At 33.6% G+C, this 13,423-nt stretch carries 15 protein-coding genes; 8 read left to right on the top strand and 7 right to left on the bottom strand.

Annotated features, from left to right (window positions below):
* Positions 1 to 503: 503 nt before the first annotated feature.
* Positions 504 to 2,000, bottom strand: a complete 1,497-nt coding sequence (locus tag SB717_RS26080; protein WP_410905409.1) for a multicopper oxidase family protein — start codon at positions 1,998 to 2,000, stop codon at positions 504 to 506.
* A 703-nt stretch (positions 2,001 to 2,703) separates the two neighbouring features.
* Positions 2,704 to 3,579 carry a DUF1259 domain-containing protein gene (locus SB717_RS26085; protein ID WP_074684402.1) on the bottom strand — a complete coding sequence of 292 codons (876 nt, stop codon included), beginning with the start codon at positions 3,577 to 3,579 and terminating at the stop codon, positions 2,704 to 2,706.
* 288 nt (positions 3,580 to 3,867) lie between these two features.
* Here SB717_RS26085 and SB717_RS26090 point away from each other — a divergent pair, with 288 nt between their 5' ends.
* From SB717_RS26090 to SB717_RS26105, 4 genes are all read left to right on the top strand, one after another.
* The gene (locus SB717_RS26090) at positions 3,868 to 4,605 is read left to right on the top strand and encodes a hypothetical protein (protein WP_410905411.1); all 738 of its coding nucleotides are present in this window, start codon (positions 3,868 to 3,870) and stop codon (positions 4,603 to 4,605) included.
* 185 nt (positions 4,606 to 4,790) lie between these two features.
* Positions 4,791 to 4,964 (top strand): hypothetical protein, encoded by a 174-nt coding sequence (locus tag SB717_RS26095; RefSeq protein WP_170960122.1) that lies wholly within the window; start codon positions 4,791 to 4,793, stop codon positions 4,962 to 4,964.
* A 970-nt stretch (positions 4,965 to 5,934) separates the two neighbouring features.
* Positions 5,935 to 6,360, top strand: coding sequence for a YqcI/YcgG family protein (locus SB717_RS26100; RefSeq protein WP_410905413.1), 426 nt, complete (start codon positions 5,935 to 5,937; stop codon positions 6,358 to 6,360).
* On the top strand, positions 6,303 to 6,539 hold the full coding sequence (locus SB717_RS26105) for a YqcI/YcgG family protein (RefSeq protein WP_410905415.1): 237 nt from the start codon (positions 6,303 to 6,305) through the stop codon (positions 6,537 to 6,539). Before SB717_RS26100 ends, SB717_RS26105 begins: the two co-directional genes overlap by 58 nt.
* Positions 6,540 to 6,883: 344 nt before the next feature.
* On the opposite strand, the gene SB717_RS26110 is transcribed toward SB717_RS26105, so the two are convergent.
* Positions 6,884 to 7,813 carry a DUF3298 and DUF4163 domain-containing protein gene (locus SB717_RS26110; RefSeq protein WP_074684404.1) on the bottom strand — a complete coding sequence of 310 codons (930 nt, stop codon included), beginning with the start codon at positions 7,811 to 7,813 and terminating at the stop codon, positions 6,884 to 6,886.
* Between the two features lie 272 nt (positions 7,814 to 8,085).
* Positions 8,086 to 8,247: a YjcZ family sporulation protein gene (locus tag SB717_RS26115; protein ID WP_328236149.1), complete on the bottom strand. Its 162-nt coding sequence runs from the start codon at positions 8,245 to 8,247 to the stop codon at positions 8,086 to 8,088.
* Positions 8,248 to 9,191: 944 nt separating this feature from the next.
* Between SB717_RS26115 and SB717_RS26120 the strand changes: the two genes are divergently transcribed.
* From SB717_RS26120 to SB717_RS26130, 3 genes are all read left to right on the top strand, one after another.
* Positions 9,192 to 9,344 (top strand): ribbon-helix-helix domain-containing protein, encoded by a 153-nt coding sequence (locus tag SB717_RS26120; protein WP_170960126.1) that lies wholly within the window; start codon positions 9,192 to 9,194, stop codon positions 9,342 to 9,344.
* Positions 9,345 to 9,756: 412 nt separating this feature from the next.
* Positions 9,757 to 10,185, top strand: a complete 429-nt coding sequence (locus SB717_RS26125; RefSeq protein ID WP_410905417.1) for a collagen-like protein — start codon at positions 9,757 to 9,759, stop codon at positions 10,183 to 10,185.
* A 65-nt stretch (positions 10,186 to 10,250) separates the two neighbouring features.
* The gene (locus tag SB717_RS26130) at positions 10,251 to 10,673 is read left to right on the top strand and encodes a hypothetical protein (RefSeq protein ID WP_410905419.1); all 423 of its coding nucleotides are present in this window, start codon (positions 10,251 to 10,253) and stop codon (positions 10,671 to 10,673) included.
* A gap of 124 nt (positions 10,674 to 10,797) precedes the next feature.
* On the opposite strand, the gene SB717_RS26135 is transcribed toward SB717_RS26130, so the two are convergent.
* Positions 10,798 to 11,226, bottom strand: coding sequence for a cell wall hydrolase (locus SB717_RS26135; protein WP_074684483.1), 429 nt, complete (start codon positions 11,224 to 11,226; stop codon positions 10,798 to 10,800).
* Positions 11,227 to 11,415: 189 nt separating this feature from the next.
* On the opposite strand from SB717_RS26135, the gene SB717_RS26140 reads away from it, so the two are divergent.
* Positions 11,416 to 11,679, top strand: a complete 264-nt coding sequence (locus tag SB717_RS26140; protein ID WP_176543553.1) for a hypothetical protein — start codon at positions 11,416 to 11,418, stop codon at positions 11,677 to 11,679.
* 537 nt (positions 11,680 to 12,216) lie between these two features.
* Here the strand turns inward: SB717_RS26140 and SB717_RS26145 are convergent.
* Positions 12,217 to 12,363, bottom strand: a complete 147-nt coding sequence (locus SB717_RS26145; protein ID WP_074684460.1) for a YjcZ family sporulation protein — start codon at positions 12,361 to 12,363, stop codon at positions 12,217 to 12,219.
* Positions 12,364 to 13,107: 744 nt separating this feature from the next.
* Complete coding sequence (gene yjcZ / locus SB717_RS26150) at positions 13,108 to 13,224, bottom strand: sporulation protein YjcZ (protein ID WP_074684461.1); 117 nt, start codon at positions 13,222 to 13,224, stop codon at positions 13,108 to 13,110.
* Positions 13,225 to 13,423 lie beyond the last annotated feature (199 nt).

Raw genomic sequence — 13,423 nt, forward strand, 5'->3', positions numbered from 1 at the left:
CCTTGAGACTTCATCCCCTCATGATCCAGATTTTGAGACTCCATCTTATCGTAATTCCGACCTTGAGACTTCATCCCCTCATGATTCATTCCTAGACGATTTATACAAAGATGGTCCCTATGGTGATATAACTGTAGCCTATCCCTTCAAAAACGATATAACCAATGGAACTAAATAAAAAACGTAAACGAAAAAGCAATTGCTGAAAAGAGAGATAAGTTATAAAAAGGACCGTATCCTTTTTTATGTAATTAGTTTAGACAAAACTTATGATAATAACAAAAAACTAATTTTTTATTTATCATAGGTTTTAAGTCACATATTATCATTATTAGATAAAGCTTTTAGCAACGAAGCATCAGCAAAAGATTACAATAAAAAAACAGAAAAAACTATCTCCATACGCCAAGATAGTTTTTTCTGTTTTTAGGATGTATATGATATACAAAATATCTTACATAATCAGTTTAATGGGAAGTTCGTTTCCCAATGAAATTTATCTATCAGTTTGATTTGTATTTATTATGATTGGAAGGTATGATTTTTAACGGTCTCATCATGTCATGGTCTTCATGTTCTAAACGATGACAGTGCCATACGTAGTCTCCAGAAAATGGATGAAATTTCATGATGATTCGTACGGTTTCTCCTGGACCTACTAGAACAGTATCTTTTAAACCAAAATCAGCTGGGAGAGGAGCTACCAAGTTTCCATTTTGATTATAACGATCAAGGACACGAAAATTAACCAGATGTATATGAATAGGGTGAATTCCGGGGGTTAAATTCACTAACTCCCATATTTCAACAGAATTAAGTAAGGGTGTTTCTGTTGCTGGGTCCATCCACTCCTTATCGTCAAATAAAAGCATAAGACGTCCAAATTCGTCTTGCGAGTCATTTAATGTCAATCGTCTTATCTTTTTCACTTTATTTAATGGAATACGGTCAATATGTCTCAAGAGAGATGGAAGTCTGCTCTGATCAGGACAAGATAAAAATTTAGTTACTTGGAATTCCATTATCTCGCCAGTTGGATTTTCTGATTCAAAACCATCTTGTAATATTACCTTTTTCCCTTCCAACCCTGAAAAATCAATAACAATATCGATCCGTTCAGCTGGTGAAACATCCAAACTTTTCACTTTAATTGGACGAGAAAGAAGGCCACCATCAGTTCCAATTAAAGCAAAAGGGCGCAGGTTGCTTAATTGGAACTGATATGTTCGAGTATTGGAAGCGTTTAATAAACGGAATCTATATTTGCGAGGCTCTACTTTTAAAAATGGCCAGACTTTCCCATTAACCGTAATGGTATCCCCTAAAAATGAAGGAACAATTGAAGGGTATGGTAAATTAGGAGATGGGTTGTCTGGTTGTGCAGGATAAAAGAGCGAACCATCTGGATTAAATGTTTTATCTTGGATAATTAGAGGTACCTCGTATTTACCCTTAGGAAGTGACAGCGATCTTTCTTGCTCATCTCGAATGAAGTAAAGTCCCGCAAGACCCGCATACACATTCAGACGAGTAACCCCAAGTGCATGATCATGGTACCAGAGAGCAGTTGCTCTTTCCCCATTCGTATAATGATAAATTTCTTTCATAAAGTGAGGACCTGTTTGTCGAAATCCTCTTGTAAACCATGCTTCGGGATGACCATCACTGGCTGGTTCTGAGGGGCTTCCATGCAGGTGTACAACAGTTCTTACTTCTGGATTATGACTAGCTCCGTGAATGGTTTTATCCACTGGTAAAAAATGTTTTTCAGGTAAGTTGTTTGCCCATCTCACATATATGGGTTGATTTTTTTCTACATTAAAAGTTGGACCTGGTACTAACCCATTATAGCCCCATACCTTGGTTTTAGGTAAATCCCTATGAAACTTGTGTAGTGTTTCAATCATGCATACATCATAAAACGGCCTACCTTTATACATTCCCTTTGGTCTGATTATTGAAGGAATTGGAAGGGTATCAACAAATTTTTTTAACTCCAAACATTTTTATCTCCTTTTATCTAACAGAATATATTAATGGACTATATTCTATTAAATAAATATTTTTTTGCTTGTATACTTGTCCATATTTATTAAATTAAAAACAATTACGTATGCATATACTATGCAATCTCAGTTACCATAATAAAAATTATAAGTAATCATAAAACAAAACCTTTCTTTTCTGTTTTTAGATGTATATTGTATATAACATTAGTTTACATATGAGTTTTCTTAGTATTAAAAGCCCCTTCAGTTCATTAAAGGGGCTTTTAATGCGTGATAAGTAGATTTAGAAAAAAAGTAAGGTGAAGGTTAAATTAACTACCAAATAAATTATATTCATTAGCCTACTTTAAGTGAATTGTCCAGTCAATAAAAATGAACTAAAAACAGCCCATGAATTAATTCATGGGCTGTTTATCCTCCTAGCAAAGGATGAAAATAAAGATAGAGCAAGAGATCTGTCACGTGTAATATATGTTGCTGCCCATTACGGAGTAAATTTTCCGTATGAATAAAACAAAAATAATTTAAGAAACTACCGAGATGGATGAATGATTGTTTTGAGGTCATCTCCTTAAGAACAGAAAAAATCCCTTCCAACCAACGGGGATTTTTCTGTTTTTAAGCTATATATGTTTAGTTAACACAATGTAAGTTCCATAAATAGGTAAGTCTATTTTAGATAAAAAGTTGTATTTTACTCTTTCGGGTATACTTGCCTAGTGGTAAGTACACTCAGAGCATCCTTAACTTTTCTTGCAAAGGAGAGTGGCTGATCAATAGACTCGAAATGCATAAACATGAGACGAGGTTGATCAAATAGCCAATGATTATGAACAGCTGTTACGATGATGCCATGTTCTCGAAGCTTAGTGATAAATGGATTGATTTCAGTCTGCAAAATAACAGTTTCTCCACTGCAAAGAGCCTGACCATCTCCTGTCATAGACTCGAATGTAAACATTTGAGGGATTAGTAAAAATGATCTCCCTCTTCTTCCAAGAACCTCAGGGTGAATGTTTGTACGAGATTTCATTACTGTACAAATTCCATTCTCAAATGTATGCATGGATCCCCCCAGAATGTTATTAAATCTGTCACAGAGATTAGATGAGTTACTATAATCAGAAGTTGTGGCTCTACAATCAGGATAAACATTACGTGTAGTCAATACACTCAATGCATCTCTAACTTTTCTCGCAAAAGAAAGTGGTTGATCAATAGATTCAAAGTGCATATACATTAGACGTGGTTCATCAAATAACCAGTGGTTATGAACAGCAGTTACTATGATGCCATGCTCCCTAAGTTTACTCATGAATGGATTAATTTCATCTTGGAGAATTACTGTTTCCCCAAGACATAAAGCTCTCCCATTTCGATCAACGTCTTCAAAAGAAAAAGCTTGTGGTACAAACATGAAAGATTCTGCTCTTCTCCCTAATACTACAGGATGGAGATTGGTACGAGATCTAGTTGCAGTACATACGCTATTAATAACACTTGGCGTTGAGTCAAGTATTCTTGCAAACTCTCGACAGAGTTCAGATGGTTGATTGTCCATGTTCCTCATGAAAATGCCTCCTATAAATAACATATAATCTTGTTATAATATGTACTTACATAAATTAAGAAATGGGCAATAGTCTACTACCGTTCTCTTTAGATAACTTTTTCTGTTTTTAAGATGTATAAGGTATATAAATCTAGTTAACATAATGAGTGTCATCCGAGTTAAAAGTCATTGGAACTGATGATTCAAACGTTTTTTTCAATATCAGAACATGCCCAAACTCTTTTCATTTAGTTGCATATTTTACTAGTACAAGCACTATATAACTTTATGAAAGGATGAAAATTAATGCCCTTTAACTTTAGAAAAACTTTAATCGTTATGGAACTGATATTCCAAGATATGTTAAAAGCAAACTTTGTAATTCCTTTATATCCAACTACGTTTAGAGAAACCATTATACCTATCCCTACGCCTTTAGGAGTTACAGATTTGCCACCTAACATTTATTTTGATCTTGATAATCGATTTAATGTGGAACAAGAACAAAGAATCAGAGATGCTATTAGTGAAACTATGTTGGTATGGGCTACTCATATGAATGAAAAATGGAATGGCGGAACAAACACTGGAATTTCACAAATGGCAGCTTGTATAAACATATATGCAACACAGAATTTACGCCCTGCTTGGTATAGTGAATCACCTATTCAAAATGGACTAACGGCTACTAATATAGCTATGGATCAGTTTACTCAACTTATACGTGATAATGGATTTAAACGTTCCCCCCGAGCGAAAATCTTCGCTGCTCCACTTAACAATAATACTATTGTCTTTGCTTTAACTGCTTTTACTCAGAATTTTGTACCCTTATCATTTATTGTTGACCCAACCTTAATTGATATTGCTACTCCAAATTTTATCACTGGTTCTATGATGCACTCTTGGCTACATTGCGCAGGATTCTTCGATCCTAATACAACCAGTTATTTCAACACGGAATGCTCAATGTGTGTCATGAGAGGATTTCGACCTAAAAATCCTGATATGCCTGATAACCTTTATTATCAGTTTTTCGATTAACTAAAAGTGTACGTATACCTTATACACTTTTAGTTAACATAATGAATTTTATTGGAAAGAAAACTTTTTTTATAAGTTACCCTAAAGGCTTTCCATATAGGATTCAGATTATATTAGACAAGCACACAAGCACTTTCTTGATTAAAGAATAGTATATTAAGAGAAATGAGAAAGGAGGGATTATAGTGGGTAACTGCCATGAAAAAAAACATGAACACAAACACAACTGTGAATCTATCCTCCAGAAAGCCTTTGAAAAACTTTTAAAAGAAATCTTCGAAGATCATCATAAAGATTGCCATAAAGATCATCATAAAGATCACCATAAGGACAAACATGATTGTGGATGTCATAGCTAAGATTAACATTATTATAAAAGACCTTTTAGCGGGGACAAGCAATAAAGGATTGAATTCTTGTCTTAAATACTGACCCATAACCCAAACGATTTACTCAAAATGCTGAAAAGTATCTCCAATTTAGAACCCCAAAGGAAAAGCTTCTGTTGCAACAGAGGCTTTTTCTCTTTTAGACTGTATACGATATATAAAACTAGTTAATATAATGTTCCTCGCTTATACAAAATGTTTGTCCTATCTTAGGACAAGCATACAAACATTTTATTAATCAATGAATAAGATATATAGAAACTAGTAATGGAGGTGATAAACATGTGTAAATATTATTGCAAGTCAAAAGATAAGAAATATAAAGAAGACAAGCATAAGGAATATAAATGTAAAAAAAATAAAGAATACAAGTCTAAATGTAAAGACAAGAAACACGATGGTTATTCTTATTAATTAATTTATTAATGTAAGGTCTCTATTTCTTATAGGAAGTATAACAGGTTTTTAAGGAAACCTGTTATACTCATCAAAAAAGCCTGCCTCTTTTGATTTAAAAAGAGCAGGCTTTTATTTCTACAGCATCTATAAGAAGTAGACGCAAAAATAGTATAAATCTTAAATAACACCAGTACTTGTCCACACCCTCTTTTATTACTTTGCATAATATAAAAGTGAGCATCCTCCTGCTCTTCCAATAGATCGGTTCTTATATTACTACTGTTTGGTGAACAGTAGTTTTTTCTTTTTTAAGCTGTATATGTTACACATGTTTAGGTAACATAAACAAATTATCGGCATACACCTCAAATGTAACGCCTAATTTTCATTAGGACATTCACCTATACAACTTTTTTGCAATAGTCTAATAAAGCATCAAGGAGGCTATTGCATAATGAAGTTATTTAAAGATATTGAAAAAATTAATCAAACACATCTTTTAACCTGACAAAATGGCGCATTAAGAGCTTTTAGGACAAAAATGAAAGATAGAAAATATCTCTTTCCTTGTATTCCAGCTACTCAATCTTTTTCACTTGGACATCTAAGATATGGGTTTGTAGGTCACCCTGAGAGTAATCAAACATCTATTGAATTAGCCGGTTTACTAAAAGAATTCACCATAAATTGTAAAGATTATGGAAAGTACACAACTTTAATTATATTCTTTGAGACCCCTCGGAATCTAATTACTAATAGCACTGTCGAAGATTTTGAATTATTGTTTTGGAATCAACTTAGTAATTTAAATAAATTGGATGAAAAAGATTTGCCCAGTCATATTCCTCAAAACCCCTCGGAGCATGAATGGGAATACTGTTTTCCTGTTTTCATGGAGAACAATATTTTATGTATTGTGCTACCCCAAAATATGAAGAAAGAAAAAGTAGATATTTCCCTTATATGATGATGGCTATTACTCCACGTTGGGCTCTTCAAAAATTTAATAAGAACGAAAGATATGCTAAAAAGATTAAAGAACAAGTAAGGGAAAGGATTAAGGAATACGATAATATCTCTACCCATTCTGCTTTAAATAGTTATGGAAATATAGATAATCATGAGTGGAAACAATGCTTTTTATGAGATGACGATACTTAGTTACCTAAATGTCCACTTTTAAGAAGCTTGATTGATAAAGAAGACTAAAGAAAAGTGTAGTAGGTTTTTTTATTAATTAATAAACATTGTATAAATCAGATTAGGAAGAGCAAACTACTCGAGATGCCTTTTGGTATCAAAACTAATTTCTAATTACGCAGCCGAAAAAACCTACTCTTTTGACCGGGAAGAGATAGGTTTTCTGTTTTTTAAGCTGTATACGATATAAAATGTGAGTTACCATAATCAATATTTTAGGAATGAAAAGGAAGCTTAAGAGTTACGTTAATAGTTCTTAAGCTTCTTTTTTCCAATGTCCAGGAATTACCTTACTTAAAAACGGAATATGGAACTTTAAAGAAATTAATACCATTGGCATAAGGGCCGTATTCATATTCACCAAATATAATTACAATGCCACCACTCGTGTAATAAAATTGGTCTTGAGTTAAGTTCACAGATTTAAAATCTTTAACCTCGAATCCAGCTCCTTTTTTATTACGCACAATCATTTGGTCACGAATATATTTATTCACCTTACCTAATTGAGTTTGATTTTTAATGACGTCTTTCAAACTAAGTTGCTTAGCTTTTAATAAATCATAATTGTAAGTATCAATCCAAGCATTACCGTGTGCACCACCAGAGTACTCATCATAGGTAATAGAAATACTTAAAATATTATCTTGATTGTAGGGTACAGAGTATTTCATATTTTGATAATAAGGGCCTGGTGACCAACCGTTTTCGCGGTCCTCTTTCTCCTGTTCTTTTAATTCTTTATTTGCTTGCTGAGTTTCTTTAGCAAGGTTTAAGAATTTTCTATTGAAACTAGCCTCAAATGGTTTATTAAAAAGACCAGATGCTTGTGGATAGCTAATATTACTTGCTAATGATTTTTTTATAACGGTTATTCCAAAGGCTTGGATTTTGTCACTAGGTGCTCTCTCATACTTGATACTAGACGATTTTTGAGCATATAAATCTTTTGATACACCGTAAATTCCACCGTATTTTCCAGAATAAGAATAAACACGATATATTTGACCCTTTGATACTTTTTTAGCAGCTACTAATTTATTATTTTTAATGTTGTAAAGACTAGTATTCTTTAAAATTGTAACGCGCCCTATTTGTCCTTTAACAAGTTCTTGATTTCCCCACATTACTTTGGCTTCTGCCTGTGTATGTGGAACGAGTGGCGAGAATAATACAGCAAAAACTAAAATAAAGGCTATAACTTTTTTGAACCTTTTCATAAATGCCCCCCTGAAATATTTTGTAGGGTTTTAAAACTGATAATTTATAGTTTCCAAAAAACCCCAATTAGAAGTATAACACAAATTAACAGTGAATAATGATTATTTATATTGTTTTGATGGAAATAATTATAAAGTTCCTTTATGTATAATCCATTGATTTACAGTTAATATAATGTACTTTATCAACAATTGCTAAGTTTATATAGAAAAGGTAAATAAAAAAAGCTAGCATCTAGCTAGCCCTTTTTTAAACAAAATAGGTTTAATGATTAACATCCTCCAACGAAGCCGCCAAAACAAGAAGCACCGATAATGATTAACAGGATAAACAGTACAATAATTAAAGCAAAACCACTGCCAAAACCACAGCCGCCTCCACCGTAACCATATCCGCCATAGCCGCAACCGCCACCATAACCTCCAAAGCCCATATTTCCACCCCCCTATATGCTTAATACTCTTAAGATATGTATAAAAAATTAAAATGTTAGCCCATACTCTGAACCAGTGAAATAACAGGATTTTTGTAGATATATATAAACCCTTTAGATTAGTTTACATAGAATGAATGAACCATCCGATTTAAGCCCGTAGATCAGTTACCTCCCTAACGGATTTGCAGTTGTTAAAAAAACAGAAAAACTCCCTGCCGCCTGGGAGTTTTTTTATTTTTAAGTTGTATATTCTTACTATATCAATCAAAATTAATAAAATTTTTATAATATTGGCACTTGTCCAAGCACTTGTAATTACTTTACATATCATAAATTATGCGACGAAACATTTTGTCTCTTTCTATAAATTCGAGAAAAAACTACTAATGGCACACATCAGTAGTTTTTTTGACTTTAAAGATATATTTGGTATAGACTTTTAGTTCATATAATGTTTTTTATCAACATTAAAAGCCCCTCCGATCATTAAACAAAGAGGCTTTTAACGCCTGAGAGGTTTATTCGAAAAGAATAATGATAGAGTAAGAGATCTGTTATTTACAATACATAATATATGTTACTATTCATTACTAAACAAATTGTCCATTATGAATAATTTTTTTATCATTTAGACAAACTATCTAAGATGGATAAATCATCACTTTACGACTACCTTTCGACAAACAAAAAAGCTACTGTTGAAGCCAGTAGCTTTTTTTGTTTTTAACCTATATATAGTATACACATGTAGCTAGCATATTTGATTTTATAGGCACTATATCTACAGTAAAAGGATTGCCAAAAACACTTTTTTCCACTTCATTACCATAAATGTAATTTTTTAATGATTGATATTCTTAAACTTATCTGATTATTATGGATTTAAATCGTCATTCTTATCTAATTAAGCGTTTTCATTTTAAAAGTGGGGGACTATACTTATGCATGAGAAACAGAAAAGACATGCTCAATTTGTAAGGCTTCCTGTTGATATTGTAAAAAGGATTGATGAATATAAAGAATCCAAAACAATATCCTCCAGAAATGAAGCTATTTTAGAATTAATTAAAAAAGGGTTAGGTAAAGCTGATTGATTTCTAAAGAGTAGGACGCTGTTACGAATAAGATTTGCTTTTACGAACAAACTACTCAAGAAGCTTATTAGCTTTCTTCCCAAAATTTCCGCAATAGAAAAACTTCCTTAACGCATTCGGGGAGTTTTTCTGTTTTTAAGCTGTATATCATATACAAAGCTAATTAACATAATGAATTTTATAGGAAATAACTAATAGCATCTTATCTATAAAGATGCTATTACCACTGAACTAAAACACTCTTTAAGGCATTTTGTTTAACTAACCCGTTTGTATATTTCTCCTGGAACTTATTTAACATAGAGATTTTCGTTTGAACATGAAGATTTTTGCTATATTCATAAGGGTCTGAACATTTTGGGCCTATTTCTCATACTGTATTAGGTATTAATAATATATTGAGGTGAAAAATATGGACGCAAATTATATAGATTCTTATTATTACCCAAGATTTTTAGACTCACAGTCCCCGTCCCCTAGGTTCCCTGGATCACCTGGCGGTTTCCCTGGATCACCTGGCGGTTTCCCTGGATCGCCTGGTGGCTTCCCTGGATCACCTGGTGGCTTCCCTGGATCACCTGGTGGACAGCAAGCTCCAACTTCCCCACCACCAGCATTTATCCCACAACAGCAAACAGCAACGCCATTTGCAGTCGATCCAGGAGCCATTTCATTGTGTTTATTCCGTAACACATATATATGGCTTAGAAATGGGTCAAGTTTTTGGTTTTTCCCTATTTTTGTGGGACGAAGATCGGTTTCCGGTTTCAGATGGAACGGGCGATTCTGGACTATTTTTGGTATAGATACAAGACAAATTGTTTCATTTACATGTTTCTAAGCGTTCATAATTTATAGCTTTGGGAGGGATTAGCTTTGCAGCCTACAGAGAAGGTCAGGGTTAGTATGCCGTTCCCATCACAATGGGGTATCCATGCTGAGATTGCAGGTAGACCTATGGTTTGGGGTGTGCTTATCATTAACTCTATTACAGGCAATAGAGTAGGGGGTACAGTTAATTTTCGGGGCACTCTCATTCCCATTAATGGATATTGGAATGAGAGTACCAAACAAATCAGCTTTGATTCACCTTATGCCACATATTCTGGTAACTTAACCATGTTTGATGACTCCACTACCAGGATTCGACATCTTGTTTTAAGTGGGCGGGTTATTATGAAGCCACCTTCTTTGCTAGCAGGTAGGAATGGAACTTGGGTGGCTACCACAGATACAAGTCTCACAGGACCTGCCGTTAGCAATAGTGATTTACCTCCCGTTGGTGCCTTTTTAACATCAAATATACTTCATAGTGGACTTGGACGTTGAGGAAATGCTTTGAAAGTATACAATTTAAAAAGCAAAAAAACTAACTTTGAGTCAGATAGAAGTTAGTTTTTTTGCTTTTTATGAGATAGATTAATACATCCTCTTATAAAATTATAGAAAATTCCTAATAAGTATTATAAATATTTTCGCATGTTTCAGCTTTTGGTTGATAAAAGCAGTGAAGCTTATATCGGGCAACAAGAGGTTGATTGTACCATGTTGGAGGGCACTGTTGAGAAGGTCTGAAATACCATAGGCTAAATTTTGCAGGCCAACTACGTTCTCCTCTGACAGATCGACGTGCCAAACGTTTTTCACTTTCTCGTGCTCTTTGATAGAAATAGCCTTTTTGAGTAGCTTCAAATGCATGGGGTTGATAAATCATTTGCGGAATAGTTCTCAGTCCTTTAAAATCAGAGCAATTTGCCCTAATTCGATTAACCCCCACATTTCCTATAAGAAGCATTCCTTGTTCACCTTCACCTTCACCTTCTGCTCTAAGGAGCCTCGCTAAAAGAGCTATGTCTGAAGTTGTCGCTTTAACAACCGCCATAATTTCACCTCCAGAAATAAGATATTTCCCTATGGCCCGTATAATGTCTTTTCGTGATTTTTTTAAAAAATAGGCTTTTCTCTACCATTACTTCCTGCCTATTTTCCCAAAAATATGGACATTTACCCAAGAAGGAAACTAGGTAAATGCATATTCTTGCTTTGATAAGAAAAAATGGAGGTTTTTGTCATGAATTCAGAAATGCATTTGTTACCTAATTTATATTTTCAAGAAAATCAGTTACCCTATGGAGATATGAGGTTTGGAAGACCAGGTTTTGGTGGTCCTGGCTTCGGCCGCCCTGGTTTTGGAAGACCTGGTTTCGGTTTTGGACGCCCCGGATTTGGTTGGGGACCTGGTTTCGGATTCGGTTTCGGTTTTGGACGCCCTGGATTTGGTTGGGGACCTTGGTTTGGCCCTGGAATCGGTTGGGGAGGGCCCTGGTTTTGGTAGTCCCTTTTTATATTAAATGAACTATATCCAAAAAGCCTTAAGATCAATGATCTTAAGGCTTTTTTTGAAATAACTTACTAAATTTAGAAAATCAAAACTTTATAAATTTATCAATTTCAGCATATTCAGTTTCTTTACTTAAGTGACTTGCCTATAATGAATAAAACAAATGATGCAACAAACATAAAAAACATTGGCTAAGACTTAGCCAATGTTTTTTATGTTTAGATAGATACCCTGAGGAGGGCTTTTTCCAAAAAAAACGGATGATTCTTCAGAATTCAGATTACATTCTATTCATCGACCTGTTTTCAGGTGAATTATCTATATGAATAACATTTAACAATTTGAGCAAACTACCCAAGATGATTAGAGTCATCAATAAAACATAGTTTTTTCTTTTTTTAAACTGTATAGAATATACAAAGTTAGTTAATATAATGTGCATTATCAGCAATTGCTAAGTATATATAGAAAAAGTGAATAAAAAAAGCTAGCATCTAGCTAACTTTTTTTCAAACAAACTGGATTTAATGATTAGCATCCTCCAGCGAAGCCGCCAAAACAAGAAGCACCGATAATGATTAATAAGATAAACAGCACAATAATTAAAGCAAAACCACTACCAAAACCACAGCCGCCTCCGCCATAGCCGCAACCGCCACCATAACCTCCAAAGCCCATATTTCCACCCCCCTATATGTTTAATACTCTTAAGATATGTATAGAAAATTAAAATGCCAGCCCATACTCTGAACTGGTAAAAATAATAGGATTTTGTAGATATATATAAACCCTTTAGATTAGTTTACATAGAATGAATGAACCATCCGATTTAAGCCCGTAGATCAGTTACCTCCCTAACGGATTTGCAGTTGTTAAAAAAACAGAAAAACCCCCTGCCGCCTGGGAGTTTTTCTGTCTTTTAGATGTATATCATATATATGTTTAGTTAGTGTAATGGATTTTATTGGAATTCATTATTTGAAAAGGTTTTGAATATTATTAGAGAAGGCTCTAGGAATGCCACTTCGATAAAGCCATCTCTATTTTAAAAGAAAAAACAATCTGTCTTCCAATACAGATTGTTTTTTCTTTTTTTGATTTTGTGAATTATGAAGGTGAAAAATGAAGGTAAAAGGATTCTACGTGTGAGACGAAATTTATTCAAGTTACATTATATGCCTACATTTTTCTTTAGGTAACTTGCCTAAATTAATATTTTTCTATCATTTGAACAAACTACTCAAAATGTAATAAAGCATCAGCTAACATCTATATTTTACGACTAGAAAAACTCCCCATAAGGTAGTTTTTTCGTTTTTTAAGCTGCGTATTTTATACATCTTTAGTAAACATAATAGTTATTCTCAGAAATGATAGGAGCCCCTATTTTATTGAATAAGGGTTCTTCTTATTTAGTTATTACTATGAGTAGCTACCAAAGCCTCCGCCAAAACAACTACATCCAATAATGATAAGAAGAATAAATAATACAATTAATAAAGCAGCTCCAAATTCGCCGCAATTAGACGTATAAAGAATCCCTTCTCTATTAGATTTTTATCACTTTCACAGATAAAATAGTCCTCTTACTTTTAAGAAACTAGTCTATTATAAATAAATTTAAAATGACCAAACAGGCATATGTAAAAGCCTTTCAATTGATTTAAAAAGGCAGACTTTTCTTTCTACAGTATTTATCTTAAAAAGACTACTGCGTGGTGAACAGTGGTTCTTTCTT

Origin of the sequence: Priestia sp. SIMBA_032, assembly GCF_046535215.1 — a bacterium.
Taxonomy (GTDB): domain Bacteria; phylum Bacillota; class Bacilli; order Bacillales; family Bacillaceae_H; genus Priestia; species Priestia aryabhattai.

What these genes read in the sequence shown, in the direction of transcription:
- SB717_RS26085 (WP_074684402.1), bottom strand. Translation starts at nt 3,579, where the DNA reads ATGAGGAACATGGACAATCAACCATCTGAACTCTGTCGAGAGTTTGCA.
- SB717_RS26090 (WP_410905411.1), top strand. Translation starts at nt 3,868, where the DNA reads ATGCCCTTTAACTTTAGAAAAACTTTAATCGTTATGGAACTGATATTC.
- SB717_RS26100 (WP_410905413.1), top strand. Translation starts at nt 5,935, where the DNA reads ATGAAAGATAGAAAATATCTCTTTCCTTGTATTCCAGCTACTCAATCT.
- SB717_RS26105 (WP_410905415.1), top strand. Translation starts at nt 6,303, where the DNA reads ATGTATTGTGCTACCCCAAAATATGAAGAAAGAAAAAGTAGATATTTC.
- SB717_RS26110 (WP_074684404.1), bottom strand. Translation starts at nt 7,813, where the DNA reads ATGAAAAGGTTCAAAAAAGTTATAGCCTTTATTTTAGTTTTTGCTGTA.
- SB717_RS26115 (WP_328236149.1), bottom strand. Translation starts at nt 8,247, where the DNA reads ATGGGCTTTGGAGGTTATGGTGGCGGTTGCGGCTATGGCGGATATGGT.
- SB717_RS26120 (WP_170960126.1), top strand. Translation starts at nt 9,192, where the DNA reads ATGCATGAGAAACAGAAAAGACATGCTCAATTTGTAAGGCTTCCTGTT.
- SB717_RS26125 (WP_410905417.1), top strand. Translation starts at nt 9,757, where the DNA reads ATGGACGCAAATTATATAGATTCTTATTATTACCCAAGATTTTTAGAC.
- SB717_RS26130 (WP_410905419.1), top strand. Translation starts at nt 10,251, where the DNA reads ATGCCGTTCCCATCACAATGGGGTATCCATGCTGAGATTGCAGGTAGA.
- SB717_RS26135 (WP_074684483.1), bottom strand. Translation starts at nt 11,226, where the DNA reads ATGGCGGTTGTTAAAGCGACAACTTCAGACATAGCTCTTTTAGCGAGG.
- SB717_RS26140 (WP_176543553.1), top strand. Translation starts at nt 11,416, where the DNA reads ATGAATTCAGAAATGCATTTGTTACCTAATTTATATTTTCAAGAAAAT.
- SB717_RS26145 (WP_074684460.1), bottom strand. Translation starts at nt 12,363, where the DNA reads ATGGGCTTTGGAGGTTATGGTGGCGGTTGCGGCTATGGCGGAGGCGGC.